The organism is Vibrio sp. Of14-4 (genome assembly GCF_022347625.1).
Classification (GTDB): domain Bacteria; phylum Pseudomonadota; class Gammaproteobacteria; order Enterobacterales; family Vibrionaceae; genus Vibrio; species Vibrio pristinus.
Genome location: NZ_JAKRGI010000019.1, coordinates 41,665 through 68,590 on the forward strand (window position 1 = coordinate 41,665; position 26,926 = coordinate 68,590).

The 26,926-nt window shown below is 45.3% G+C and carries 31 protein-coding genes; 14 read left to right on the forward strand and 17 right to left on the reverse strand.

Features of this window, described 5'->3' with window-relative positions; genetic code table 11:
- Window positions 1–50: 50 nt before the first annotated feature.
- Complete coding sequence (locus tag MHN79_RS16665) at window positions 51–1,376, reverse strand: Na+/H+ antiporter family protein (RefSeq protein ID WP_239173816.1); 1,326 nt, start codon at window positions 1,374–1,376, stop codon at window positions 51–53.
- Between the two features lie 26 nt (window positions 1,377–1,402).
- Window positions 1,403–2,062, reverse strand: coding sequence for a ribonuclease T (rnt, locus tag MHN79_RS16670; protein ID WP_239173817.1), 660 nt, complete (start codon window positions 2,060–2,062; stop codon window positions 1,403–1,405).
- Between the two features lie 194 nt (window positions 2,063–2,256).
- Between rnt and MHN79_RS16675 the strand changes: the two genes are divergently transcribed.
- Window positions 2,257–3,141, forward strand: coding sequence for an OmpA family protein (locus tag MHN79_RS16675; protein WP_160926341.1), 885 nt, complete (start codon window positions 2,257–2,259; stop codon window positions 3,139–3,141).
- A 57-nt stretch (window positions 3,142–3,198) separates the two neighbouring features.
- On the opposite strand, the gene gloA is transcribed toward MHN79_RS16675, so the two are convergent.
- From gloA to flgA, 12 genes are all read right to left on the reverse strand, one after another.
- Window positions 3,199–3,615, reverse strand: coding sequence for a lactoylglutathione lyase (gene gloA / locus MHN79_RS16680; RefSeq protein ID WP_114786836.1), 417 nt, complete (start codon window positions 3,613–3,615; stop codon window positions 3,199–3,201).
- 12 nt (window positions 3,616–3,627) lie between these two features.
- Window positions 3,628–4,269, reverse strand: a complete 642-nt coding sequence (nth, locus tag MHN79_RS16685) for an endonuclease III (protein ID WP_160926345.1) — start codon at window positions 4,267–4,269, stop codon at window positions 3,628–3,630.
- 33 nt (window positions 4,270–4,302) lie between these two features.
- Window positions 4,303–4,995 carry an electron transport complex subunit E gene (locus tag MHN79_RS16690; RefSeq protein WP_152429874.1) on the reverse strand — a complete coding sequence of 231 codons (693 nt, stop codon included), beginning with the start codon at window positions 4,993–4,995 and terminating at the stop codon, window positions 4,303–4,305.
- A 1-nt stretch (window position 4,996) separates the two neighbouring features.
- Window positions 4,997–5,623, reverse strand: a complete 627-nt coding sequence (gene rsxG / locus MHN79_RS16695; RefSeq protein ID WP_239173818.1) for an electron transport complex subunit RsxG — start codon at window positions 5,621–5,623, stop codon at window positions 4,997–4,999.
- A gap of 8 nt (window positions 5,624–5,631) precedes the next feature.
- Complete coding sequence (gene rsxD / locus MHN79_RS16700; RefSeq protein WP_239173819.1) at window positions 5,632–6,678, reverse strand: electron transport complex subunit RsxD; 1,047 nt, start codon at window positions 6,676–6,678, stop codon at window positions 5,632–5,634.
- Window positions 6,678–9,185: an electron transport complex subunit RsxC gene (rsxC, locus tag MHN79_RS16705; RefSeq protein ID WP_239173820.1), complete on the reverse strand. Its 2,508-nt coding sequence runs from the start codon at window positions 9,183–9,185 to the stop codon at window positions 6,678–6,680. Before rsxC ends, rsxD begins: the two co-directional genes overlap by 1 nt.
- An 8-nt stretch (window positions 9,186–9,193) precedes the next feature.
- Complete coding sequence (rsxB, locus tag MHN79_RS16710; RefSeq protein ID WP_239173821.1) at window positions 9,194–9,778, reverse strand: electron transport complex subunit RsxB; 585 nt, start codon at window positions 9,776–9,778, stop codon at window positions 9,194–9,196.
- Complete coding sequence (gene rsxA, locus MHN79_RS16715; RefSeq protein ID WP_114786865.1) at window positions 9,778–10,359, reverse strand: electron transport complex subunit RsxA; 582 nt, start codon at window positions 10,357–10,359, stop codon at window positions 9,778–9,780. The genes rsxB and rsxA overlap by 1 nt, the downstream gene beginning before the upstream one ends.
- A 250-nt stretch (window positions 10,360–10,609) precedes the next feature.
- Window positions 10,610–11,290 (reverse strand): lytic transglycosylase domain-containing protein, encoded by a 681-nt coding sequence (locus tag MHN79_RS16720; RefSeq protein ID WP_239173822.1) that lies wholly within the window; start codon window positions 11,288–11,290, stop codon window positions 10,610–10,612.
- Between the two features lie 7 nt (window positions 11,291–11,297).
- The gene (gene flgN / locus MHN79_RS16725; RefSeq protein WP_239173823.1) at window positions 11,298–11,738 is read right to left on the reverse strand and encodes a flagellar export chaperone FlgN; all 441 of its coding nucleotides are present in this window, start codon (window positions 11,736–11,738) and stop codon (window positions 11,298–11,300) included.
- A 20-nt stretch (window positions 11,739–11,758) separates the two neighbouring features.
- A complete protein-coding gene (flgM, locus tag MHN79_RS16730) occupies window positions 11,759–12,040 on the reverse strand; it encodes a flagellar biosynthesis anti-sigma factor FlgM (protein ID WP_114786867.1) in 282 nt (93 codons plus the stop codon).
- 145 nt (window positions 12,041–12,185) lie between these two features.
- Entirely contained in the window at window positions 12,186–12,983 is a 798-nt protein-coding gene (gene flgA / locus MHN79_RS16735) for a flagellar basal body P-ring formation chaperone FlgA (RefSeq protein WP_239173824.1), read from the reverse strand.
- 79 nt (window positions 12,984–13,062) lie between these two features.
- Between flgA and flgB the strand changes: the two genes are divergently transcribed.
- The 12 genes from flgB to MHN79_RS16795 all read left to right on the forward strand — a co-directional run bounded on the left by flgB (window position 13,063) and on the right by MHN79_RS16795 (window position 23,066).
- A complete protein-coding gene (gene flgB, locus MHN79_RS16740; protein ID WP_152429886.1) occupies window positions 13,063–13,419 on the forward strand; it encodes a flagellar basal body rod protein FlgB in 357 nt (118 codons plus the stop codon).
- Between the two features lie 2 nt (window positions 13,420–13,421).
- Complete coding sequence (gene flgC, locus MHN79_RS16745; protein WP_239173825.1) at window positions 13,422–13,856, forward strand: flagellar basal body rod protein FlgC; 435 nt, start codon at window positions 13,422–13,424, stop codon at window positions 13,854–13,856.
- Complete coding sequence (gene flgD / locus MHN79_RS16750) at window positions 13,856–14,536, forward strand: flagellar hook assembly protein FlgD (RefSeq protein WP_239173826.1); 681 nt, start codon at window positions 13,856–13,858, stop codon at window positions 14,534–14,536. The genes flgC and flgD overlap by 1 nt, the downstream gene beginning before the upstream one ends.
- Before the next feature lie 26 nt (window positions 14,537–14,562).
- On the forward strand, window positions 14,563–15,759 hold the full coding sequence (gene flgE / locus MHN79_RS16755) for a flagellar hook protein FlgE (protein WP_239173827.1): 1,197 nt from the start codon (window positions 14,563–14,565) through the stop codon (window positions 15,757–15,759).
- Between the two features lie 11 nt (window positions 15,760–15,770).
- Window positions 15,771–16,502 carry a flagellar basal body rod protein FlgF gene (locus MHN79_RS16760; protein ID WP_239173828.1) on the forward strand — a complete coding sequence of 244 codons (732 nt, stop codon included), beginning with the start codon at window positions 15,771–15,773 and terminating at the stop codon, window positions 16,500–16,502.
- A gap of 21 nt (window positions 16,503–16,523) precedes the next feature.
- Entirely contained in the window at window positions 16,524–17,309 is a 786-nt protein-coding gene (flgG, locus tag MHN79_RS16765; RefSeq protein ID WP_239173829.1) for a flagellar basal-body rod protein FlgG, read from the forward strand.
- Between the two features lie 30 nt (window positions 17,310–17,339).
- A complete protein-coding gene (gene flgH, locus MHN79_RS16770; protein ID WP_152429892.1) occupies window positions 17,340–18,008 on the forward strand; it encodes a flagellar basal body L-ring protein FlgH in 669 nt (222 codons plus the stop codon).
- Between the two features lie 95 nt (window positions 18,009–18,103).
- Window positions 18,104–19,168 (forward strand): flagellar basal body P-ring protein FlgI, encoded by a 1,065-nt coding sequence (locus tag MHN79_RS16775; protein ID WP_275436526.1) that lies wholly within the window; start codon window positions 18,104–18,106, stop codon window positions 19,166–19,168.
- Between the two features lie 9 nt (window positions 19,169–19,177).
- On the forward strand, window positions 19,178–19,723 hold the full coding sequence (locus MHN79_RS16780; RefSeq protein WP_239173830.1) for a rod-binding protein: 546 nt from the start codon (window positions 19,178–19,180) through the stop codon (window positions 19,721–19,723).
- Window positions 19,724–21,097, forward strand: a complete 1,374-nt coding sequence (gene flgK / locus MHN79_RS16785; protein ID WP_239173831.1) for a flagellar hook-associated protein FlgK — start codon at window positions 19,724–19,726, stop codon at window positions 21,095–21,097.
- 15 nt (window positions 21,098–21,112) lie between these two features.
- Window positions 21,113–22,009 carry a flagellar hook-associated protein FlgL gene (gene flgL, locus MHN79_RS16790; RefSeq protein ID WP_239173832.1) on the forward strand — a complete coding sequence of 299 codons (897 nt, stop codon included), beginning with the start codon at window positions 21,113–21,115 and terminating at the stop codon, window positions 22,007–22,009.
- A 13-nt stretch (window positions 22,010–22,022) separates the two neighbouring features.
- Complete coding sequence (locus MHN79_RS16795) at window positions 22,023–23,066, forward strand: flagellin (protein ID WP_239173833.1); 1,044 nt, start codon at window positions 22,023–22,025, stop codon at window positions 23,064–23,066.
- Here MHN79_RS16795 and MHN79_RS16800 read toward each other — a convergent pair.
- Window positions 23,063–24,064, reverse strand: a complete 1,002-nt coding sequence (locus MHN79_RS16800; RefSeq protein ID WP_239173834.1) for a metal-dependent hydrolase — start codon at window positions 24,062–24,064, stop codon at window positions 23,063–23,065. The genes MHN79_RS16795 and MHN79_RS16800 overlap by 4 nt on opposite strands.
- Window positions 24,065–24,343: 279 nt before the next feature.
- Between MHN79_RS16800 and MHN79_RS16805 the strand changes: the two genes are divergently transcribed.
- Window positions 24,344–25,114, forward strand: a complete 771-nt coding sequence (locus MHN79_RS16805; RefSeq protein ID WP_239173835.1) for a transporter substrate-binding domain-containing protein — start codon at window positions 24,344–24,346, stop codon at window positions 25,112–25,114.
- 148 nt (window positions 25,115–25,262) lie between these two features.
- Here the strand turns inward: MHN79_RS16805 and MHN79_RS16810 are convergent, their stop codons facing one another.
- Window positions 25,263–25,796 carry an Ail/Lom family outer membrane beta-barrel protein gene (locus MHN79_RS16810; RefSeq protein ID WP_239173836.1) on the reverse strand — a complete coding sequence of 178 codons (534 nt, stop codon included), beginning with the start codon at window positions 25,794–25,796 and terminating at the stop codon, window positions 25,263–25,265.
- Window positions 25,797–26,172: 376 nt separating this feature from the next.
- Window positions 26,173–26,913: a hypothetical protein gene (locus tag MHN79_RS16815; RefSeq protein WP_239173837.1), complete on the reverse strand. Its 741-nt coding sequence runs from the start codon at window positions 26,911–26,913 to the stop codon at window positions 26,173–26,175.
- Between the last annotated feature and the right edge of the window lie 13 nt (window positions 26,914–26,926).

Genomic DNA, 26,926 nt, shown 5'->3' on the forward strand with positions numbered 1-26,926 from the left:
GAAAAAAGCTGACTATTTATAGTCAGCTTTTTTAATGCGAGATAACTGGATTACAGAACCATGGCGGCTACCCAGCCAAATAGAATTAAAGGGATGTTGTAGTGGATAAAGGTTGGTACCACAGTTTCCCATATGTGTTCATGTTGACCATCAGCGTTGAGACCTGAAGTTGGGCCCAAAGTCGAATCAGAGGCGGGTGAACCTGCATCTCCTAATGCGGCTGCAGTACCCACTAGTGCTATAGTTGCCATTGGTGAAAACCCAAACGCCGCGGCTAGAGGAACATAAATGGTTGCAATGATAGGAATCGTTGAAAAAGATGAACCTATACCCATTGTCACAAGTAAGCCAACAATCAGCATCAGAAGTGCAGCCAGAGGCTTGTTATTACCTATGCTTGTTGAAAGCGCTTCGACTAGAGACTCAACGCCACCTGTTTGCTTCATTACCGCAGCAAAACCTGCTGCTGCAATCATGATAAAGCCTATCATAGCCATCATATGTACCCCTTTGGTGAACACATCATGGGTTTCTTTCCAAGCGATGACACCACCAAAGGTAAAGACCATAAACCCAGCTAAAGCGCCAATGATCATTGACCCAGTAGTTAGCTGAACTGATAGGGCTGCTAAAATACCCGCTGCTGCAATCATAATATTTTTCTTGTTGATTGACGCGGTATTTTCTTCTACGTGAGTGAGTTCAGTTTCTTGGTATTGGCGAGGGCGACGGTAACTAAAGAAAATCGCAACTAAAAGACCAAAGATCATACCAGCCGCAGGCAGCAACATAGCGACAGGAACCTGACTTGCAGTCACGGATTCTAGACCGTTATCATGAAGGCTTTTGAGCAAAATGTTGTTTAGAAAGATGCCACCAAATCCTACCGGAAGTACCATATAAGGTGTGACCAAACCAAATGTTAGAACACAGGCGATCATTCGACGGTCAAGGTTGAGCTTGGCAAATACCCCAAGTAATGGTGGGATCAGGATTGGGATAAATGCAATATGTACGGGAATGACATTTTGTGAGGACATGGTGACTAGCACTAATGCAATGATGACTGCATATTTTAGCCCTGTGGATGCGGCGCCGTTCTCTTTGCCATGGATACGTTTGATGACGCTATTGGCTAACAAATCGGTGATACCGGATTTGGAAATAGCTACGGCAAAGGTACCTAACATAGCGTAGCTCAGAGCTATAGTTGCCCCTCCACCTAGCCCGCTTTCAAAGGCTGCGACTGTGTCATTTAATCCCATGCCTGCGACTAGTCCACCTATGATGGCACTGAATGTCAGGGCGACCACGACATTCACGCGCATCAGTGCTAGCAGCAGCATGATACATACAGAAATTACTACAGGATTCATAGTTTACTCATCAGTTGTGTTTACTTTTATTTATTATTCTCGGCATCTAGGTCAACAATAGGCCAGCCGCCTAGCGCTTTCCATTTGTTAACGATGCCGCAAAATAGATCTGCTGTTTTTTGTGTATCGTATAGTGCAGAGTGGGCTTCTCGGTTGTCAAAATCCATCCCGGCGACTTTACATGCTCTCGCCAATACGGTCTGACCATAGGCAAGTCCGCTCAGCGTTGCTGTATCGAAAGTGGCAAAGGGATGAAAAGGGACGCGTTTAAGCTTGCTACGCTCACTGGCCGCCATCACAAAGTTATGATCAAAAGTGGCGTTATGGGCGACAATGATAGCACGGCTGCAATCAGCCGCTTTTTGTTCCTTGCGTACAAGCTTATAAATTTCTTTGAGTGCTTCAGACTCTGTCACCGCACCTCGCAGAGGGCTATATGGGTCGTGAATGCCATTAAAGTCGAGCGCTTCTTTTTCTATATTTGCCCCTTCAAATGGCTCAACGTGGAAATGCATGGTTGAAGCCGGTTTTAGATCGCCATTAGAATCCATGGCTAGAGTGACAGCGCAGATCTCCAAAAGAGCATCAGTCTTGGCATTAAATCCTGCTGTTTCGACATCTATTACCACGGGGAAATATCCGCGAAAGCGTTTTTTAAGCGTTAAAGCTTCGTTCTCTGCACTCATGTTGGCCTAATATTATGTGACAAAGCCTGCATTATTGCAGATTCTTGGGATAAGAAAAACCTCCTAATCACTTATGAGCAAGTTCGATTCTATTAAATATGGCAGCGTGTGTTCTGGCGAGGATTTTGCATTGTTTCTGCTGTAGTAGTACTGACGGCAACAATAAGCCGCATTTGTAAGAGAGTCTCCAAACGATGAAGAAACGGTTAGCCACCCATTTAGCGACCATGGTTATTAGCTCTATTGCCACTCCTATTATGGCAATGGATGTGCATTATGGTGCTAAGCCAGAGCAGTCAAAGTGGCAAATGATTACCAATACTCCTCTGGAGTGTCGTATGGTTCATCCAATACCTAATTACGGAGATGCAGTTTTTTCTTCTCATGCGAGTAAGAAAATTAACCTCGATTTCGAGCTTAAAATGAAACGCCCGATGGGCAAAACAAGAGACGTTTATTTGGTGTCTCAACCCCCAGCTTGGCGGCCGGGTGACAGGGGTGAACGTATTACTAATATTCAGTTTTTCCAACAGTTTGATGGATATGTTGGTGGGCAAACTGCTTGGAGTTTGCTGACGGAATTGGAAAAAGGGCGTTATCCCACCTTTAGCTATCAAGAATGGCAGAGCCGAGATCAGCGTATTGAGGTCGCCTTGTCTTCGGTGTTATTTCAAAACTCATACAACGTGTTTAGCGATTGCATTGCTAACCTATTGCCTTACAGCTTCGAAGATATAGCCTTTACTATTTTGCATTATGACCGTTCAAGTGTAGAGCTCAGCAAAGCTTCACAAAAACGCTTGGCCCAGATAGCTGAATACATAAAACACAATCAGGATATAGATTTGGTCTTGGTATCTACCTATACAGGTAATGAAGATCCTAAGAGTATGAGCCAAAATTTATCTGAGCAGCGAGCAGAGGTACTGCAAACGTATTTTCAGTCTTTAGGTCTGCCTGAGGATAGGATTCAAGTGCAGGGGTACGGTCGACGTCGGCCGGTAGCCGATAATAACTCACCGCTAGGAAAAGATAAAAACCGCAGAGTGGTGATATCTTTGGGTAGGACTCAGGTCTAGTCGTGAATCTTTAGAGGAAGCAAAGGCAGCGATGGCTGCCTTTTTCAATAGTGCTAGTTATCCAGCCAAGCCAGCAGAGGCTTGTTTGTTTTGGATAAGTTCCAACATGTATCCGTCAGGATCTTTGACAAAGGCAATATGTGTTGAGCCACCTTTGACTGGCCCTGGTTCACGAGTGACATTGCCTCCAGCAGCTTTGATAGCATCGCAAGTGGTATAGATATCATCAACACCAATAGCAATGTGACCAAACGCTGTACCAAGGTCATACTCAGTTTTTCCCCAGTTGTATGTCAGTTCAATCACGGCACCTTCTGACTCATCACCAAAACCTAGGAATGCTAGCGTGTATTCGTATTGCTTGTTTTCGTTGGTGCGTAGGAGTTTCATTCCCATGACTTTCGTATAAAACTCGATTGATTTATCTAAGTCACCAACGCGCAGCATGGTGTGTAAAATACGTCCATTTGACATTGCTATTTTCTCCTAATTCTCAGGGTAAACCTTATCTTTAAACTCACATAAGTCTTCTATAATGCAGCTCCCACAGCGGGGTTTTCTTGCCACGCATGTGTATCTGCCATGAAGAATTAACCAGTGGTGTACGTCGAGTTTGAATTCTTTAGGTACAACTTTAAGTAGCTTTTCTTCTACTTGGTCAACGTTTTTCCCCATGGCAAACTTGGTACGGTTTGAGACGCGAAAAATATGAGTATCGACAGCGATGGTTGGCCAACCAAAGGCTGTGTTCAATACAACATTAGCGGTCTTACGTCCGACACCGGGCAGAGCTTCAAGAGCCGCGCGGTCTTCAGGGACTTGTCCATCGTGCTTATCGAGCAGGATGCGACATGTTTTGATTACGTTTTCAGCTTTTGAATTAAACAAACCTATGGTTTTGATGTATTCCTTTACGCCGTCAACGCCCAAGTCAAAAAGACCTTGCGGAGTATTGGCGACTGGGTACAGTTTATCGGTTGCCTTATTAACACTCACATCCGTCGCTTGGGCTGAGAGAAGTACCGCGATGAGAAGCTCAAATGGTGTGCTCCAATTTAATTCAGTCTGCGGGTTAGGGTTGTTTTCCCGCAAGCGTTCCAGTATTTGGACTCGTTTTTCTTTGTTCATTTTTGTGCTGTTTTCCAGTGTCTCAACCAGATCTTACTGGTTGGTAACGCGAGCTCGTTCGATTGTTGGCTTTTGTACTTTTGGCTGACGAGCTTTTTGTTGTGCATCGATGACGTTTTTTAACGCGATAAGTAATCCCACCCCAATAAAGGCGCCGGGTGGCAGTAGGGCAAGTAAGAAACTGCTTTCAAAATGAAATATCTCAATTTTTAGTGCGGTCGCCCAGCTGCCAAGTAGCAAGTCTGCGCCATCGAATAATGTTCCGTTGCCGATTATCTCGCGCATGGCGCCTAATACAACCAGCACGCTAGTCATGCCTAGCCCCATCCAAAAACCATCTTGGGCCGCAGGAAGGACATCATTTTTCGATGCGAAAGCTTCAGCTCGGCCAATAATAATGCAGTTGGTCACAATCAAAGGAATGAAAATACCAAGAGAGAGGTAGAGTCCATAAGCGTAGGCATTCATCAGTAACTGCACGCAAGTCACTAGCGCGGCAATAATCATAACAAAGATAGGAATACGGACTTCGTTTGGCACGTGAGAGCGTACCAAAGAGACGATCACATTTGAGCCGACTAACACTAGCAAGGTGGCAATCCCAAGGCCAAGTGCATTAGTCACGGTCGAGGATACAGCAAGTAGAGGACATAGACCAAGCAACTGAACCAATGCTGGGTTGTTATCCCACATACCATTTTTGATTAATGTTTTATGATCGCTCATTCTAGTCTCCACAATTTCGTGGCTGGTTTTGAATCTCATCACTATGGGCGTTAACAAACTGAACGGCTTTTTTCACCGCTTTGACTACAGCTCTTGGCGTTATAGTTGCGCCTGTGAATTGATCAAATTGTCCGCCATCTTTGCGCACTTTCCATTGGCCTTGATTGTCTTCGGTAACACTTTTACCGCTAAAGCTTAGGATCCAGTCTGTAATGCGTAAATCAATCTTGTCTCCAAGCCCCGGCGTTTCCTGATGGTTTAACACCCGAGTACCTAAAATAGTACCGTTTTGGTCAATACCAACGATAATTTTGATCGCGCCGCTGTAGCCGTCGGGAGCAATAGCTTCAATGGCAACCGCGGTTGTTTGCCCATCCTTAGTTGCTACATAAACAGGCATATCCGTGTCTGTGCCAAGGTCTGGATGATTAACTAAGGTACAGGATTGATACAGGCTGTTATCATGCATGTCCTCAGGGATGACTTGGTTGAGCACAGACAGTAGCTGAGCCTGTTCTTGCTTGCTTATCTGATCTTTAGTCAAATAGTGGGTGAGGGCGACAACCCCAGTTGAAGCACAAGCAAAAAGAGCGAGTACGACTCCATTTTTACGAATAGCGTTTAACATCTTGCTCCTCAGTGTCCGTATGTTCTTGGCTTGGTGTAGTAGTCGATAAGCGGGACACACATATTGCCAAGCAATACCGCGAAGGCTACGCCGTCAGGAAAACCACCCCAAGTCCGTATGATAAAGACCATGGCACCGATAAAGGCGCCGAAAATAAGACGACCTTTGACCGTGGTTGAAGCAGAGACAGGGTCGGTAGCGATAAAAAATGCACCTAACATGGTCGCGCCAGACAATATATGAATGCTTGGCGATGCGGTTTCGCCCGGAGTAAATAAGCTAAACAAGGTACTAATAATCAATAAGCTGGTTATAAAGCTTACTGGTATGTGCCAATTAATGACTCTCAGCTTTATCAGCAATAAACCGCCTGCTAGATAAGCGAAGTTAACCCACTCCCAGCCCAAACCGGCTAAGCCACTAAACTGTGGCTGAGATAGAGCTTCTGCGGCAGTATTGCCTGAATGCAATGCGGTTTTAAACGCATCTAGCGGGGTAGCCATGGTTAGGCCATCTATACCTGTACGTACTTGTTGAAGCGAGAGTCCATCCAGATTGAAACCGGTAAAAATAAGCGATACAGCATCACTAAATGGGATGGTTGAGGGTTGCAACTCGGTTGGCGCAATCCAACTGGTCATTTGTACTGGAAAGGAGATCAGCAAAACTACATAGGCAACCATTGCTGGGTTGAATAAGTTCTGTCCAATCCCCCCATAAAGGTGTTTAGCTACCACGATCGCGAAGACAAGACCTATGGCGACAATCCACCAAGGTGAGAGTGGTGGAATTGCAATAGCAAGTAACCACGCTGTCACAATTGCGCTGTTATCACGCAGCGCTGACATAGGTGGACGCTTGCGCATCTTCATCACACCAGCTTCAAGTGCCAAGCCTAACAAGATAGCAAAAACGAGTTGTATTAGGGTGCCCCAACCAAAGAAGTAGGTTTGAGCAAACAAGCCGGGCAAGGCGCACAGGGCAACCCATTTCATAAGATCGGGTGTGCTCCTACGGCTATGAGCATGGGGTGAGCTGGCAATAAAAAAGGCCACTACTCGTCCTCCTCAAGTCTGTTGTTCTGTTGGTTTTGTGCCTTGCGCGCTTTGGCTCTGGCAATGGCTGCCGCTACAGCTGCTTTTTTCGGATCGTCTTCAGAAGATGCAGGTTCTGAGTCAGATGGCTCTGCGTCTTTTGCTTGCTCGGCTTTGCGCGCTTTGGCTCTGGCAATGGCGGCAGCGACGGCGGCTTTTTTCGGATCGTCTTCAGAAGGTGCAGGCTGTGAGTCAGATGGCTCTGCGTCTTGTGCTTGCTCCGCTTTGCGTGCTTTGGCTCTGGCAATGGCGGCAGCGACGGCGGCCTTTTTCGGATCGTCTTCAGAAGATGCAGGCTCTGATTCAGATGGCTCTGCGTCTTTTGCTTGCTCGGCTTTGCGCGCTTTGGCTCTGGCAATGGCGGCAGCGACGGCCGCTTTTTTCGGATCGTCTTCAGAAGATGCAGGCTCTGATTCAGATGGCTGAGCGTCTTGTGCTTGCTCGGCTTTGCGCGCTTTAGCTCTGGCAATGGCGGCAGCGACGGCGGCTTTTTTCGGATCGTCTTCAGAAGATGCAGGCTCTGAGTCAGATGGCTCAGCGTCTTTTGTTTGCTCGGCTTTGCGCGCTTTAGCTCTGGCAATGGCGGCAGCGACGGCGGCTTTTTTCGGATCGTCTTCAGAAGATGCAGGCTCTGATTCAGATGGCTCTGCATCTTTTACTTGCTCCGCCTTGCGCGCTTTGGCTCTGCCAATGGCGGCAGCGACGGCCGCTTTTTTCGGATCACTCTCATCAGATTCGGAATTGACTTCTGTTTCTGCTGACTTACTGGCTTTCTTTTCACGGGCCAAACGCTTACGCTCTTCACGAAGTTTACTCATTTCAGAGTTGTCAGGCTCAGCAAGTCCAGCTTCCTTTGCGGCTGCCTGTTTTGCTTTCGCTTTGGCAATCGCCGCTGCTACAGCCGGTTTTACTTTTGGTTCATCAGATGATGAATCTGACTTTTGCGCTTTGACGCGAGCAATGGCGGCAGCGATCGCATCTTCACCATCAGGGGTTTTAACCTCTTTACGCCTGTTCTCTGCCGCTTTCTTAAAGCGGTTCTCTCGTTCAATCTTATCGCGCTCTAAACGGCTCTTTCTTTCTTCAAAGCGAACTTTCGCCCGTTCGGCGGCTTGGGCCTCTTCTTTACGAGTGCGGATTTCGGCTTTGGATTGTCGATAATATTGCACCAGTGGAATTTCACTTGGGCAGACAAAAGCACAAGCACCACATTCAATACAATCTTTAAGGTTTAGCTCTTCACACTTTTCGTACTCTTCGGCTTTAGAGTGCCAGTAAAGCTGTTGAGGTAATAAGGATGCGGGGCAAGCATCAGCACATTGACCACATCGAATGCATGACATTTCATGTTGGTTTGGAGAAATCTCTTTCACCGTAGGGGCCAGAATGCAGTTCGCCGTTTTGGTTATCGGTACATTCGCATGGGGAAGAGTAAAGCCCATCATAGGCCCCCCCATGATAAGGCGAGGTAGTTTTTTGTCTGCTTTATACCCAAACTCATCCAGTAGAGCTTGGACAGGAGTACCAATAAGCGCCTTAACATTTTTTGGCTGCTTGAAAGTATTGCCCGTCAGGGTGACAATACGCTCAACCAAGGGTTCACCGTCACAGACTGCTCGTTTAATGGCTTGAAGCGACCCAACATTTTGTACTAACAAGCCAATGTCGGCAGGAATACCATTAGCGGGTACTTCTTTATTGGTTAGCAGTTTGATCAGCTGTTTTTCACCACCCGAAGGGTATTTGGTCGGCACAACGCGTATAACGATGTCTTTATGCTGGGCGGCTTTTTCAAGAGCTCTAATCGCGGCTGGCTTGTTATCCTCAATTCCTATGATAGTGAGCTTAGGCTTGAGAATATGTTCAACGATATCTATGCCCTTGATGACTTCATCAGCGTGAGTTTGCATTAGCATGTCATCGGCTGTGATATAAGGCTCACATTCGGCGGCATTGACGATAAGTATCTCTGTTCTGGCAAGCCCAGACTGAATTTTTTTCGCGGTTGGGAAACCCGCTCCGCCCATGCCTGAAATACCCGCTTGGCGGATTACTTCAATCAATTCATCGGGCGTGCAATCAGTAAAATCGTTGGTTTTCTTTCGTTCGATCCAGCGGTCTTCACCATCAGGTTTAATCACGATGCATATTTCTGATAACCCTGAGGGATGAGCTATAGTACGTGGTTCGATTGCTGAGATAATACCTGATGTTGGCGCGTGGACTGGCAACATAAAGCTGGTGTCATATTTGGTGAGAGCTTGCCCTTTAAGGACTTTGTCCCCTTGACTGACGATCAGGTGGCCTGGCTTACCAATATGTTGCTTAATCGGTAAAATGATTTCCCTTGGAATACTTGCTGGCGCAATAGGCTCTTTCATCGATTGGGTTTTGTTTTCTGGCGGGTGTATCCCCCCCGGAAAGTCCCATAGTGCGCCCGATTTAATTTGTTCGATTAGTGACAACATACCAGCCCTTAATTCACACTATTCTGCGTGCCAGCAGAATCAGTAATATCGACAACAGGAATGGCGTTGAGTTGCCACTTCCAATTCGCTGTAGTGGTTTCTACAGGAATCATTTCAATACAATCTGTAGGGCAGGGCGCCACACAAAGATCACACCCAGTACACTCGTCTTTTATGACGGTATGCAGGGCTTTCGTTCCTCCAACGATGGCATCAACAGGGCAAGCTTGAATGCACTTAGTGCAGCCAATACACATGTCTTCGTGGATAAAGGCGACCGTCTTAACATTGTTTTCTAAATCATGGGCAGAATCTGTTGCTTCGACTCCCATCAAATCCGCCAACTTTTCAATCGTAGCCTGTCCTCCCGGTGGACATTTGTTAATCGCATCGCCGCCTGCAATGGCTTCAGCGTATGGACGACAACCCGGGTAGCCGCACTGACCACATTGAGTTTGAGGCAGTATCTCATCGATTTGATCAACAATAGGGTCAGCATCCACTTTAAAGCGGATGGAAGCAAAGCCCAATATAGCGCCAAAAACTGCGGCGAGTGCTGCAAGTACTAACACAGCAATCATAATAGCACTCATTATAGTTTCACCAATCCAGTGAAGCCCATAAAGGCAAGGGACATAAGGCCTGCGGTGATCATGGCAATAGACGCACCTTTAAACGGCACTGGAACGTCAGCCGCCGTAATACGTTCACGCATAGAGGCAAACAGTATCAGGACCAATGAAAAGCCAACTGCAGCACCAAATCCATAGATAATGGACTCGATGAAATTATGATTTTCGTTGATGTTGAGAAGGGCAACACCCAGTACAGCACAGTTGGTGGTAATGAGTGGCAGGAAAATGCCAAGCAAGCGATAGAGTGTCGGACTGGTTTTGTGCACTACCATTTCGGTAAATTGCACCACAACCGCGATGACTAAAATAAAGCTCATAGTACGAAGGTACTCAATACCTAACGGCATAAGAATATAGCTTTCAACGAGATACGAACACACCGAGGCCAAGGTTAAGACAAAGGTTGTCGCTAACCCCATTCCTATTGCAGTTTCCAGTTTCTTTGAGACGCCCATAAAAGGACATAGCCCCAAAAACTTTACCAGTACAAAATTGTTAACCAGCACAGTGCCGACCAACAACAAAACATATTCGGTCATAATTATATTTTAAGAGATTCCGATCCCGATATTATCCTGCTTTGCTGAGTTAATAACAACCAAGTAAAGCTAGGGTTTTGTATTGTTGAATAAAAATTATACGGGATCTTACTGGTTTTGGTGGCAAATTCTAGGTCAATGGCTTCTACTTGGAGCGAATCTCTTTTTTGAAAGAACCAAAGGATCTCAAAACTCTATATTTATAGCTGTAAAGAATATAAAAAAGCCACTGTGATGAGGCTAGTAAAGCCTAGAGTTTCACCAGTGGTGGAAGAGGGGTAAGGTCAATCAAAGGTAAAGTGCTTTGGTGGCCAAACAAATAAAAGCGCTTAGAGTTTTGCAATAACTTTTCCGTAGATATGAGCTTTTGCAGTGCATAAAATCGATGGACATAGCGACGGGTTTCCTCGGGTAACCTAAGTTTGGAGAATTCTCTACTCTTAGCCTTGCTAATCGCCCTTGCGACACGTCCTTCTCCTGAATTATAGGCTGCCAGTGTAAGGGCTAAATCATTAAATTTAAGATAAAGAAATTGCAGGTAAGAAATCGCAGCGTTTGTACTCGCCTCGACATCAAATCTCTGATCGTTTGAATCGCTGACGTGAAGTCCAAAGCGCTCTGCCGTTTGAGGCATCAGTTGCCAAAGTCCCGCTGCCTTAGCATGAGACACTGCCGATGGATCGTAGGAAGACTCAAGCATTGGAATGAGTATAAACTCTGTGGGGAGTGACCTTTTTACCAACTTTTTAGCAATGCGATGTATTAGATCTTGATTGCTTTTGAGACGCACCTCTATTTGAGTTTTATAGGGCAATAATACCTGCGACTGAGCCGCAATGTCTGATGTCAATGATGAGGCCTTGGTGTGAGTCGGAGTAAAGCAACTTATCACCAGCAATATAGCAAGCAATGCATTACTGACTCTGCTCATGTATGAGCTACCTTATTGGTTGTTCGGTATAAGTGTGCTGCTGGGGCCTTGTCAAAGATGCTATCAGCTCGTGGAAACTGGCACTGGTTTGACCATTTTCTTGGTTGAGTACTTGGCAATGTTTGATTAATGTTTCGAGCTGATGCCAAAGAGATTCGATTTTTTCTGCCGGAGTAGGAGGAAGCGCAGAGAAAAATCGTTCTACTCCTTGTTTGTCCATTTTAAGCTGGAAAGTGGCCATGATTTGGCTGCGCTGATGGGCATTCTGGCGCAGCAGGACGAGTAAAGGCTGTTGCTGAGCAATATTAGATTCAAGCTGGTCTGCATCAAAGTGAAGGTATAAAGCCTTTTGTTGTCTGAGCAGTATTTCGAGTTTTTGGTACGACTTAATATCTTGGACTAATGTATTGAAAAAGCTTTGGATTAAGTGCGAAGTTTTTGATGACATTGTCCTTTCCTCAATCGTTGTTAATCGTGGCCCGTATGGAACTGAAGTACGGCTTTAGAAAGAGCCTGAGTGTCTAGGATTAACTCTCCCTTTGCCAGTGCATCACGCACTTTTTCGACTTTGACCATATCTACGTCGGCCAGTGACTGCATTTCTGCCTGCGCTTGTTCAATGGCTGTTGCGTTGATGTCTAATTGAGGTTGAGCATTTGTCTTGGCTTTGTTTGACTCAAGCGCTTTTTTTGGCGCTTGATCTAAGCGGCTTTGGGTGACGTGTCCCCCGGAAACTTTGTCAATTTTCATCAATTGAATCCTTATTTGTCGTGGTTACAGGTACACTGCGACCATAGTGCGCTGACAATTAAGCCTGATTGGTACTTTTTATAACTACCTAAATCAAGACATTTGGCGATAAGAAAACTTAAAAAATGATAAGCCCAGTCCAAAATTAAAACTGAGTTTCTACTTGGTTAAGCCCAACGACTACCGCTTTAATCACCTTTCCTGAAGAGATATTTTTGACTTCAATTTGCTGTCCTAGGGCACCTTCCTCCTTTGCCAGTCCTTTTGTTGTTGCCATAAAGCCGTCTTTGGCAGCACTAATGATCACCTGATTGCCTTTTTCGACCAATGGCGGGGATTTTAATTGCCGAGAATCTAACACTTGTCCAGAGCGGATGCGCCGGAGCGTCATCTTACCTGACGCTTGTGCTATCTGAGTTAAAAAGTCTTGTTCTTTGGTCAGTGTTCGCCATTCAAGCTTTACATCGTTCGCCGCGAGGGTTTGCTTGCGACCAATTCCTGTCTTGGTCACTACCACATAGAGGCCGAGTTCTGATTTGATGGTGACATTGATTCGCCAGTCAGCCGAATTTGATTGACAACTCACCGAACGTTTTAGAGTGCCTACAGGGAGCGTTTTGCTGTCTGAACCTTCAATAATGAGTGGCTCAGGGCATAGCGGTAAGTGATCCGCTGAGGCCGGTATGCGAATTTGATAGTTAACAGTGTGTTTACCCCACTGGCGAGTGCGGGCTTGATTATTCACTTGGGTTTTGAAGTTCGCTTCAATTGCTTGATAAATGGCTTGGTAATTTAAGCTGTTTTCAGTCGCAGAAGCGGTATTAGAAAACAGTGATAAACCTAGCCAAACAATTAATGACAGAGGGGAAACAATCCTATTTCCTCTGCTTTTTAACCCTTCCGTAATCCGGAAGTAGCACTTCCCTTCTTTGTTGTAAGTCATTGTTATTACTTGCTTATTTTTATGGCATACATCTTGTTTTAGTTAAGTCTATCTGAGCCGACAGCATAAGGAAACAGACATGGCTATTTCATTTGATAACGCGTTAGGTGTTCATCCTGACGCTCTGAACTTTCGAGTTCAGCGTACCAAAGTACTGGCCAGCAACCTAGCAAATGTTGATACGCCGGGATATCTCTCTCGGGACCTTAGTTTTACGACAGTGATGGACAGCATGTCATCAACAAGTGCAAAGAATCCCAAGTTATTGGTCTCTTCCATGTACTCAATCCCTTACCAAAACAGCAAAAATGGTAACACGGTAGAGCTTGGGGTAGAGCAAGGCAAATTTGCTCAAAACAACATGGATTTTCAGACCAGCCTGACGTTTCTCAATATGAAATTCTCTGGGCTCGCAAAAGCGATAGAAGGACGCTAATTATGTCATTTACCGATATTTATTCGATTGCTGGATCGGCAATGAATGCTCAAACAGTGAGGTTGAATACGGTTGCCAGTAATCTCGCCAATGCCGATGCAGCCTCAGCGAACGCTGCGGATGCTTATAAAGCACTCAAACCTGTCTTCGCAACTGTCTATAACAAGACTCAGCTTAGTGCCAGTAAGGATGTATACCCTAATGCAGAAGTACGCATTGTCGATGTTGTTCAGAGCTCAGGGCAAGCCGAGCAGCGTTTTGAACCAACTAACCCATTAGCCAATGAGCAAGGGTATGTGTATTACCCAGATATTGATGTTGTCGCTGAAATGGCTGACATGATGTCAGCAACGCGCAGTTTCGAAACCAATGTTGAGGTTCTGACTAACGTGAAAAGTATGCAGCAAGGTCTGCTCAAACTAGGGCAGGGCAGCTGATGACAATTGCACCGAATAACGCACTCGCTTTTGATACGCCAATTGGTACATCGTCAGGCACCAATGGTATATCAGGAAATCCCAAGGACGCCAACAGTGCGGCATCACTGGAGAATGAATTTATTAGTTTGATGGTGGCGCAAATTCAAAATCAGGATCCTCTCAACCCGCTTGATGGAACGGAATATGTCGGTCAATTAGCGCAATTTTCTCAAGTTCAAAGTACTGAGAATATGGCGTCAATGATGAAAAACAACATGGTACTGCTTGATAACATGCAAGTTTTGTCTACCGCAGGCTTGGTTGGGCAAACCGTCTATGTTTCCTCCAATGAGTTTGAACTGTCTGATGGCCAGCAGAGAGGAAAAATTGAGCTGCAACACCCATCAAGTCAGGTCAATTTGGTCATTACTGATGAATTTGGCCAAGTCACTCCTCTCCCATTAGGAGCGCGCCCCGCAGGGGATGTCGATTTCTCGATAGATCCAGACAAGCTGGGGCTTAAGCCCGGCAAATACACTGTCTCAGTCCAAGTTCAAGAAGGTCAATCTCAACCTAATTTGTTGTTAGCTGGTGAGGTTGAGCAAGTGAGGATCCCCAGCTCTGGCGGTTCTGCTCAGGTCAATGTTCACGGTGTTGGCAGTGTACCTTTCTATCAAATCACTCAATTTGGTGCTTAACCAAAAAGGAAATACAGAGGTTAATTATGAGTTTTAATATTGCCCTAAGTGGCCTTGATGCGACAAATACCGAGCTGAACACCATCAGCCATAATATCGCTAACGCATCGACTTATGGATTTAAAGGAGCACGCACCGAGTTTGCCGCTGTCTACAATGGCATGCAACCCGGCGGGGTTGAAGTCGCAGCTATTTCGCAGAATTTTGATACAAATGGTTCGGTGACGAGTACTGGTCGAGCGATGGATTTAGCCATAAATGGTGGCGGCTTTTTTGTCACCAAAGATAGTGCTGGCCAGACGCTGTATACACGTTCAGGGGTATTCAATACTGACAAAGACAACTATGTGATGAGCAATACTGGCGCTAAGCTGCAAGGCTACAGTGTCGATGGCAACAACAACTTGCTCACAGGTGTAACAGGGGATATCAGGATCTCTACGTCATCACTGGCGGCGCAGGCGACAAACAAAATGGAGTTTGTTGCCAATTTTGATGCGACCAATGAGGCCATTGATACGAGTGCTATTGCTTTTGACTCCGAAAACACCAACTCTTTTCATTCTTCCTATACCACTAAGGTATTTGATTCTCAGGGCAAGCCACATACGGTAACTCAGTATTTTACCAAAACCAGTGATAACTCATGGGAAGTCAATACCTTGGCAGATGGCAACAAGACTCCGATATCATCGATTACCATGACATTCAACCCCGATGGTTCCTTAGTCTCACCAGTCAACGCCTACAATGTCTCTTTCCCTGCTGCGGGCGCGAACCCTATCAATATCGATATCGACTTGTCGGGTAGCACACAGTTTGGAACGGAATTTAGCGTTAGTACCAATAATCCCAATGGTTATACCTCAGGAGAGCTTGCCGGTGTGCGCGTTGAAGACAATGGCATGGTTTACGCGACCTACACCAATGGTCAATCACAGCTCCAAGGGCAATTAGTGCTGGCCGATTTTGCTAACCCGCAAGGGCTATCAAAACTCAGTGGTACGGCTTGGACTCAAAGCTTTAGCTCTGGCGCCCCTGTGATTGGTGCCCCCGGTGCTGGTACGCTGGGTGGTCTAACTTCGGGCTCGCTTGAGCAATCTAACGTTGATCTAACCAGTGAACTGGTGAATTTGATGACGGCGCAACGCAACTATCAAGCCAATGCAAAGACAATTTCGACCAATGACAAGCTAACCCAAGCGTTATTTAACGCAGTCTAACGGAGTTTAATATGGACAGTTTGTTATTTACTGCCACCTCAGGTGCGAGCCGGGTACTTAAAGCGCAACATGTTCGTTCAAACAACTTATCCAACGCGGATACGGCTGGCTTTCGCGCAGATATGGAACGTGTAGCCAGTGTTGCCCTGCAAGGCTCAGGTTTTGATGGTCGTACTTTAGCCGTAACCAACTCTGCATCGACTCGATTTGATTCAGGTGATGTGATTAAAACCGGTCGAGCATTGGATGTCGCTGTGATGGGAGAGGGTTATTTGACTGTCCAAACAACACAAGGGCAAGAAGCGTATACTCGGGCTGGCAATATTAGGGTGGATCAAGAGGGTGCATTAACCATTAACGGTTTTGCTGTGGTTGGTGATGGTGGGCCTTTACTGCTCCCCGACTATCAAAAAGTTGAGATTAGTGAGCGTGGGCGTATTTCAGTCATCCCTCCCGGAGGCGGTGCTGAGCTTGAAGTTGGGACCTTGAAACTGGTTAATCCAGATACTGCTCTACTTGAAAAGCGCAGTGATAGCCTACTTCACAGCGTCGACGGCAATCCTTTTGCTCAAGACGAGACAGTACAAATTGCCTCTGAGCATATTGAAGGGAGTAATGTATCTGCGATTGATGAGTTGCTTAATGTTATGTCATTGACACGTAACTTTGAAATGCAGGTACGTATGATGAAAACCGCTGAGACACTTGCTCAGGCTGGAAACAAATTAATATCACCGCGTTAGCGGCAAGACAAGGAGTAGACAATGCATTCAGCGTTATGGGTTAGTAAAACGGGCATGGCAGCGCAAGACACCAAAATGACCGCCATTTCAAATAACCTAGCCAATGTAAATACGGTCGGCTTTAAGCGCGATCGCGTGGTATTTGAAGACTTATTTTATAGCATTCAACGTCAACCAGGATCTCTTGTTGATCAGGTCAATCAATTGCCAACTGGGGTTCAACTTGGCAGCGGTGTCCGTGTGGTGGGAACACAAAAAGTCTTTACTCAAGGAAATACACAAAATACGAATCAAGAACTGGATCTTGCTGTGATGGGCCAAGGTTTCTTTCAGATTGAAAATACAGACGGCCAAATCATGTACTCACGTAATGGCCAGTTTCATGTCAATTCTGAAGGTTTGATGGTCAATAGCCAAGGTTTACCTCTAGAGCCTCAGATTCAGATCCCTGAAAATGCCCTATCTATTTCCGTTGGTGTCGACGGCACGGTATCGGCGACCACGACAGACAGCAATGATCCTGAAGAGCTGGGTCAAATTACCTTGGCAAAATTTATCAACCCAGCAGGCCTTGAAGCCATTGGCGGAAACTTATTCCGAGAAACCGCTGCGAGTGGTCAAGCCGATGAGTTAACTGCTGGTGAAGACGGGGTTGGCCATATTAAGCAAGGGGCATTAGAAGGCGCTAATGTGCAGGTCGTCGAAGAGATGGTGGATATGATCACCACGCAGCGCGCCTATGAAATGAACGCCAAAGTCGTTTCTGCTGCTGACGATATGCTCAAGTTTGTTGCTCAGTCTTTGTAATGGCTCATTGAAGAAAAAAAGGAACAAGGAATGCAGGTATTTTTGAGACTCTTGCCGCTTGTCATCCTACTTGCCGGATGTGCTGGTCGTCAGGAATTCACTCCTCCTAAACCCGATGAAGAGAAATATGCCCCTCCAGAGCTGGATTATTCCTTGCCTGCTGCAAGTAAGGGAAGTCTCTATCGTCATCAGTACACCATGACCTTGTTTCAAGACAGAAGGGCATATCGTGTTGGCGACATGCTCACTGTCTTACTGTTTGAAGAAACAGAATCAAGCAAGAAAGCTGATACAAAATATGGCAAGAGCTCCAGTGTTGGTTTTGCAGCCCCTACGTTTGGTACTAAGACAATTGATGAGTTAGCGGCTAGTTTAGACGCCGACCGAGGCTTTGATGGCAGCGCTTCAAGTTCTCAAGGCAATAAGCTTGAAGGTGCGATAACCGTAACCGTTCATGAAGTGTTGCCAAATGGTGTGCTGCGTATCAGTGGCGAAAAATGGATTCGTCTTAACCAAGGCGATGAGTTTATTCGCCTGACAGGGATGGTGCGTGTTGACGATATTAGCCGAAACAATCAGGTGTCTTCTGCTCGGATTGGTGATGCTCGCATTACCTATTCAGGGCGGGGAGCTTTATCAGACAGCAATGCCCCTGGATGGCTTAGCCAGTTCTTTAACAGTCCATGGATGCCGTTTTAATGAAACAAATTATGATTCGATGTATTAATCGCTTGGGTTTACTCAGCATGAGCATGACATTCTCAAGCACTCTAGTGATTGCACTTTTGGGGGTGATGATCCCTGCACATGCTGAAGTGAAGATCCCAGTGATGGATTTGGTCGATATTCAGGGCGTTCGTCAAAATCAGCTCGTTGGCTACGGTCTGGTGGTGGGGCTGGATGGTCAAGGCGATCGCAACCAAGTTAAATTCACCGCTCAATCAATCACCAATATGTTACGTCAATTTGGGGTCCAGATTGATGATAATACCAACCCAAAGCTGCGTAATGTCGCCTCTGTCAGTGTGACTGCCACTGTTGAGCCAATGGCTGGGGTTGGACAAGCGCTCAATGTCGTGGTGTCGTCGATTGGTGATGCAAAAAGCTTACGCGGCGGAACTTTGCTACTAACCCCGCTGCGCGGCATCGATGGTGAGGTTTATGCAGTGGCACAAGGCAACCTAGTAGTCGGAGGCGTGTCTGCAGAGGGAAACAGTGGCTCTAAAGTGGTAGTGAATACACCTACATCAGGACGGATACCGGGCGGTGCAATCCTTGAGCGTGAAGTGCCAAGCGACTTTTCCGATAGCGATAATGTGGTTCTCAACCTAAGAAAACCAAGCTTTACCACAGCCAAGAACATTAGCCGAGAAATTAATAATATCTTTGGCCCTAAAGTGGCGGTGGCTGAAAATAATGTTCGAGTCTCGGTCAAAGCGCCGAAAGATAGTCAACAGCGCGTGGTTATGATGTCGATGCTGGAAGAAATCAGTGTCGCGCAGGGTCGTAAGCCTGCTCGGGTGGTGTTTAATTCTCGCACTGGCACGGTCGTAATTGGCAAAAATGTCAAAGTCGGTGAAGCTGCGGTTAGTCATGGCAACTTGACCGTGACAGTTGCTGAGTCTCAGCAGGTAAGCCAGCCCAATGCCTTTGCTCAAGGAGAGACACAAGTTGTTGATAATTCGCAGCTAGACATCAAAGAAGAACGCGCGCAAATGGTCATTTGGCCCCCTGGTACAGAGCTAAATACCATAGTCAATGCCGTGAACAGCTTGGGTGCTACGCCGACCGATCTTATGTCTATCTTACAGGCATTACATGAAGCGGGTGCGTTGAACGCTGAATTAGTCGTGATTTAAGGGGGAGTGATGAAACTAGACGAATTAAACCAAAAATCATCAGTGAGCTCTGTGCTTTATCACGACAACAGTGCCCTTGATCAGATAAAGCAAAACCCCTACTCCCAGCAAGCGTTAGAAAAAGTGGCTGGCCAATTTGAAGCCATGTTTTTGCAAATGGTGCTTCGTCAGATGCGTTCGAGTAGTGATGTACTGGCTGATGAAGACAGTCCTTTTTCTAGCCAACAGCAAGGTGTGTTTCGTGATATGTATGATGGCCAATTGGCGATAGAAATGGCAAACAAACAAGGTTCTGGGATCGCAGATATGTTGGTAAAACAACTGAGTCCTTCTATGTCGGAAGTCGAATTTAAACTCTCGGCAGTTCAAGCACCAGCAAATGACAAAGCGCTAGGTTTGGAAGAGACGTCACAGCATAGACATCAATCAGACCCCCAGCCATCACAATCATTTCAGTCTATTGGAGAGTCGGTCGCCTCAGTAAGACAAGTCTTAAGTGAAGCTAGTGTGACGACAGCATTTGCTCAGCCACTCAATCGTAAGGGAGAACTGTAAATGAACTTGGTCAATATTGCCATGTCTGGTCTGAATTCCAATCGGGTAGCATTGGATGTTACAGCACAAAACGTCTCCAATATAAATACGCCCGGATACAGTCGCCAGCAAGCGCTGATGGCATCGGTCGCGGGTTCAAAGCATGACAATTTCAGTGCAGGTCAGGGAGTTGAAGTCACCAGTATTCGCCGTGTAACGGATGAGTTTCTTATCAAACAGACTTGGGCGACCCAAAGTCAGTCAGCCTATGCTTCCCGTTATAGCACTAATATGAGTCAGTTAGAAAACACTCTGGGCGCTGATGGTTTTAGTCTTTCGGCGGGATTAGATACCTTATTTTCTGCACTCAACGATGCCACGGTCAAACCTGAATCTGTTCCTTATCGCCAGCAAATCATTAATGAAGCCGAAGCGTTAGCAAGACGTTTTAACACGCTAACAGAATCGTTGTCTCATCAGCATAAAGACATGAATGATCAGCGCAATGCGGCTATTGCTCATGCTAACAGCTTGATGAGTAATATTGCTGATATCAACAAACAAATTGTTGAAACCAAGGGCACGGGAGGAAACCCAGCGCAACTTCTAGATACTCGCGATAATCTCATTGGTGAGTTGTCTCAGGTGGTCACGATAAAAACCACCAATCAGGCCGATGGTAGCCTTCAAGTGACTTTGTCATCTGGTCAGCCTTTGGTTATGGGCGTAGATGCCGGGCAGCTTAAAGCCATCCCTAACCCTAGTGACTCTTACTTAGCTACAGTCCAAGTCGAGTTTGGCGAGCAAAGCTTTGCCACGACAGGAGCGTTAGGTGGTCAAATCGGTGCGCTGTCTGATTATCAAACTCAAGTTCTTAAACCCTATCTTGGCGCGATTGACGATATGGCTAGGTCTTTGGCTGACGAATTTAACGATTTGCTTGTCACGGGCCAAGATCTTAATCGAGATAATGGACAGCCTTTATTTACTTATGATCCCGCAAATCCAGCGGCAAGCTTAAACATCACTGATCTCAAACCAGAGCAGCTTGCACTGTCTGCTGACGGGAACCCAGGTAATGCAGATGTGCTCGACAAGCTTATTGCTGTGAATAATAAAAGCGTAGCGATTAGTGGCTTTGGCTCTGTCAGCCTTAATGATGCATTTTCTGCCATAGTCGGCGAAACCGCTATTCAAGCTCGTCAGGCGAATGCAGACGAGCAAGCTAAATTGGCGATGAAACAACAAGCTGTCGCCGCGCGTGATAACGTCAGCGCGGTCAACAGCGATGAAGAAGCGGCGAATTTGATGACATTTTCTCATGTTCACCAAGCCAATATGAAAGTGATCAGTACAGCGAATCAGTTGTTTGACTCAATCCTCAACATATTTTAATTGCAGGGAATTAAGATGCGAATCAGTGATACTCAATTTAGCCAGATGATGCTGCAAAGTCTGCAACTGAATAATGCCGGTTTGGGCAAAGTAATGCAGCAAATGTCAACCAGCGAGCGCTTAACTAAGTTGTCTGATGATCCTATGGCATCGGTTAAATTGCTTAACCTCGATCGTGAAGGATCTGCGATTAGTCAGTACAAAAGCAATATTGTCAATGTGAAAACGGCGCTGACCAGTCAGGAAGTTCATTTAGAGTCGGTGAATGAGAGCCTAAAGAGAATGAACGAGCTTGTCCTATGGGGAGCAAATGGTACGCTGTCGGACACTGAGCGCAGCGGGATGATCACTGAATTAGAAAGCTTGCGTGCGTCGGTTGTCTCTTCTTTTAATGCCCAAGATGAAGAAGGGCGCTACCTTTTCTCTGGTACCAAGACGGATATCCCTGCGTTAACCGACATTGGTGGAAGCTATGCCATACAGGGCAACAGTGATAAGCGAGTGGTGACAGTTGCCAAAGGGGTGACGATGGAAGCGAATATGACAGCCGCAGAAATTCTCGACCTTGGTGGCAATCACGTGCTTAATCAACTGGATTCTGTGATTGCAGAATTTAAGTCACCAAGTACCGCATTTCGAGGAGCGGTTGAGGACGCATTAACCACAATTGAAAACACGTCAAGTCAGGTTTTAGCGGCAATCACGGAAATAGGTGGCCGTCATAATAATCTTGATTTGATGAATAGTGCGCATGGTGAAAATCAGTTGTTTGTCGATAAGGTGAAGGGGGATTTGTCTATGCTTGATTATGGTGAAGCGTCGGTGCGTTTGAGCCGTTATATGACGGCGTTGCAAGCCACTCAAGCCAGCTATGTAAAAATCGACGGTTTGAATCTATTTGATCGTATCTAACGAGAGCACCAAGATGGTAATGAGTACAGTAGAGGTGCGTCCTCACAATGTGGCCTTGGCCACACATGATAGAACCTCGATTTCACCTCCGCGCTCGTCACAGCCCAATAGTGACCTAAGTCGTCCTCAGGCGTTAGCTCGTCAATATACGCCAGCATCGTATTCCGTCTCAGGCATGATGCTGACTCAAGGGCAGCAAAACGCAACCTCGGTGCAAATCGCTACGCGTTCGTATCAGGTGATAGGTGTTGAACTTAGCAAAATAAAGCAAGGTCTGACACGTGCAATGCAAATGGGTCATGCGCAATCATCATCTTTGCAGCAAGGCCTATCAGGTGCGAAGAAAATCATTGAGCAAACCCTAGATGCTTCACGGTTTGATGGTCAAAAAGTGATTGATAATCAATTAGAGTTAAAATTGAATCGGGCGGATATACGTCGGTTTTCCATTCCGGGGCTCGATGTCAATCGTTTGAGTGGCAAAGCTGAGCAGATTCGATTGGATTTTCCTCATGGGCAGTCTGTAATGGTTGATTTTGATGGCCAAGCCAATGGTGAACAAGTGGTGAAAATGCTCGACCGCAGTTTGATTCCACTTGGATTACGCGCGTCTCTTTCTGAGCAAGGAAGCATTATCTTTGAAGCCCCGGAAAAAGTATATGGTCAGATGCAAAAGCAGGTAAGAGTCACGGGTCAAGGCCATCGTTTCCCCGCAGGGCAATCGAATGTGATGACTTTACAAGCTGAGCCAGAGGGTATTGCCGAGCTGAATTTTGACCTTGGATCTCGTGAAGGCCTTAAACGTAGTATTGCAAAGGTGAATAAGCTTTTATGGCAAACGCGTACAGGGCTGGAACAAGCAAACTCAATCAAAGCCGAACTCAACGGCCAAATACAGACTTTACACCAGCAAGCCTCGGTGATTTCGCCAGATCAAGTCGAAGATAAATTCAAGGCGCTTGATTTACAAAGTGGTAGTTTTTCTTCAGCTTTGATGGCGCTCAGCGCACAAGCCAATGTTAAACGCCACTCTGTGGTGGCACTGCTGCGAAACTAGCTGCCCAATAACATCTTGAGAAAGGCTTTTCTGGTGCCAGGATCGCTGTCCCTGTGAGTGTTGAACTTAACATGTTCGTCAACACTGGCTGAGGGCGATAATTTTATACTCCACAGCGCTTTTAGCTGGTTGGGCAGCATAGAATAACGTACGTCGATAATCCTCAGCGGGTTGTTGGGATCTTGCGCTATAAACCCTTGTGAAAACCAACGGAAGCGCTCAATATCTTTAGCCTGTTGGGATTGGAGGCTAAGCCAAGGAAAGTCTCTTTCTATGTTGAGCTTAAGCGTTGACTCGCCGGGGTACACTTGCGCTGATGTGCCAACTCGAACCGCATCGACAAAATACTCTTCATTGGTTTCATAAACGATCTTCCACACGAGGATATTGGCAAAACTAGGTTTTGCTTCCAATCTTAATGGCTCATGCCCTCTCTGCTTTGCAACTTGCCAGCCTACGTCTTCAGCCCTTTCTTTTTGCACTAAGCCAAATACTGGATAAAGCAGAGCCCAAAAAACAGCGAGTCGAGCAAACCATGAGTTTGTCTTAACTAAGGTGAGTGTAAGCAAGGCAAGGATAGGCAATGTGAACGCAGGATCGATAATAGAGATGGTATTCCAAGCATAACGCTCGTTAGATAATGGCCAGAAAAGTTGAGTGCCGTAAGACGTGCAAAAATCAAGTAAGCCATGTGTGCCGTAGCCTAATGCGCAATACAGCCAAGTTTGTTGAAATGATAGTCCGCGCTTTCTAGCAATAATCGGATGTAAAACTAATGCACAAATAAGGCTCCCTATGGGAATAAACAGCAGTGAATGGGTAAACTGACGGTGAAATTCTAAATACAATAAGGCGTCTTGTGATGACCGAATAAGCGTATCTAGGTCGGGAGCCATACCAGAGAGTAAGCCCAATAGTCCCGCGACAACTATGTGCTGTTTTTTCCCGACTGCTTGTGGCAACGAGGCGCCAAGTAAACCTTGTGTTAATGGATCCATCACTTCTCCAATCGCTAACTATCGATACTGCCATCATATCTTGCAGATTATGACCAAAGTGAGTGGTGCGCCACGGTATTGGCGTTTTCAAGTGATTTTTCCCAAAAGGTCTTTCTGATTTCACTTAGGTTAACTCAGTGATTAGGGCGTGAGTTTATGTAACACAACTTCAAATGATTCATGATGTTAAAACCTAAGCTTTAGCTGGTGTGATGCTCTGAATCTGATTTTTAGACTAGACTTTACTCAAAGCATTTATTGAAGACAAAGGGGAAGGCAATGATGCCAAAGGTCTTGAGCTTGATTCTATTTCTTTTCGTGGCAACAGGACCCGTAAAGGGCAACCAAGTGATCTTAAGTGCTGATTTGTGGTGCCCATATACTTGCGAACCATCCGCAGACGATAAAGGTATTTTGGTCGATGCGATTGACAGTATTTTACAACAATCTGGTCATCAACTTGACTATCAACTAGTGAATTGGGCTAGAGCAATTAAGATGACACGCAGTGGAAAGTATGACGGCATAGTTGGTGCCTACATAAGTGATGCGCCAGATTTTGTTTTCCACACCGAGCCGATTCAAATTTCTAAAATGTGCTTTTTTGTCAGAAAAGACGATCCATGGAAATATTTTGGTAAGGATACATTAAGAGATCGAAAGATATCTGTGGTTAATGCGTATTCATATGGTGAGTACTTTGATGACTATATAGTGAAAAACCACAATCAAGGTGACAAGTCGATTGTGCAAATTTCAGGGATGGATATTACCAAGACACGAGTCGAGCAGCTGAAGAGTGACCAAATTGATACCGTGTTGGAGGATTGGCGAGTATTCCCCTATAACGTAGCGACGTATAAAAAAAATTCGGACTCCCAATGGAAGGCTGAGTTTAAAAGTGCGGGATGCCTTCCTGGTGAAGGGCTGTTTATTGCTTTATCACCAAATAGAGACACATCTAAGGATTATGCTGAAATTATCAATCGAGGCCTAAAACAGTTAGCAGATTCAGGCAAGCTGAATGAAATTGTCAGTCGTTATGAATGATATTGTCGATTATTGATGCTCTATATATTATCTAAACCGAATAAAATTCCGATACCAAAGGTTTGATATCGGATTTTTTATCGCTGACTAATACTGTTCATCTGGTTGATGACCAACTTAGCTTAGCTACGACACTCATTCTAAATAATTAGAAACGGTAGCCAAGAGAGACAGAATAAGTCAGTGCTCTAGAATCAACGAGGTGCTCACTGAACTCAACGCCCGTGTTGATGGCAAAGCTTCTCGAAAGGTTGAATTCAAAACCACCCCCAGCGGCAAAGCTTTCATCTTCAAGTTTTGATGTTGTGCGGCCTAATTGCTTGTTTTCTACTTCAAAGCGAGCATAACCAACCGTTGCATAAGCGCTGACTACTTCATTAATACGGTATGTTGGGCCGATATGGAAGCTTCCATAAGAGCGTGTTGTTTCCGAAACCGTAGTCACAGTTGGTCCCGGATCGACTCGAAGTTGATTGTCAGTATTAGCCGTTCCGGTAAGGCTTGCAATAAAGCCTACTGGGCCATTGCCTTCATAACGGTATTTCAGCGTTAGGCCATGTAGTTCTTCATTGACATGTTCGATGTCAGTTTGAGCATAACCTAGGCTTATAGTGTGATCTGCTGCTTGGGCATTGATAGCTGCAGCGCTAAGCAGTGCAGCAATAGTGATGGTCTTTTTCATATATTTCTCTTAAGTAATAGGCATCCGAACATTCGGACGAATAGTTAAATAACTAATGACAATGATGTTAATAGTGTGGATTTGTAATACCAATACCTAAGAAAGGGGAACATTGTAATATTTCTTTAATATATGTTTCAGGGCAATTCATTTATAAAATAGATTGAAATGAATGTTTTAATTTTGTTAATTTTGAAGCGAGGTTGGTGTTTTTGTTGATTTTTAGATCGTTAAAAATAGTTTGCATAGACTTACCGAGTATTTTTCTTGAAGTTATACAAACATAAAGAGCTGGTTAGAATAGTTATTCGTTAGCCAGCTCTTTTAAATAATATACCAAAAGTTATTTAAATATAATTATCTATCTGTTTGAAAACTAAATATCTTTATTTTCAATAAAGCTTATTCGTGTTAAAAACTCTTCTGATAGATTTTGGATCTCTTCCATAACTAGATCTGCTGAAGTATTAATCATTTCTGGCGTTACATCTTCTATATCACCATGAAATTCTTGATCTGGCCATATTCTTATTGGGAGACGGTGTTTAGGCCTACGATAGTTACCAATATATTCACCGTTTTTTACGCTGTACATTCTTAATCTAATTCTATTGAGAGCATACGCGTAGCAGTCAATGATAGTGCATTGCGTCGCTAAACCAAAGCCTTGTATTTTTTGGTCATTGTTATAACCAAAATAGTCAACGTCAAAGTTGTCGATGATAAGAACGTAATTGAGGCCATGCTGACTGGCTAGACGCTGTATCTCAGGCATAAAAGCGTCTTCACTAAAGTCAAACAAACGCTTAGGTTTGTTGATTATGGACAATAACTGTTGGCTGGGTTCTAAGTCGGATATTTGGTAACGCCCGGAGATTTCACTTGTTACAGCCAACTTCATGGCTTTTTCGTAGTTTTTATCCGTTGCCGCTGGCTTTGAAAAGCTGGTCCCAAGAAAAATAGGTGTATATGCATTAATGTGTCTTGGCTGCTTTTCTACCAAGAAGAGTAAACCAATTTTTGAGTTTTCAGGTGGTGTCGGGTATATAGTCGGTTTCAGTAGCGTACAACCAGATGTACCAAGCAATAAAAATAGAATAACGAAACGAGTAAGCATAATTTGCATCAAT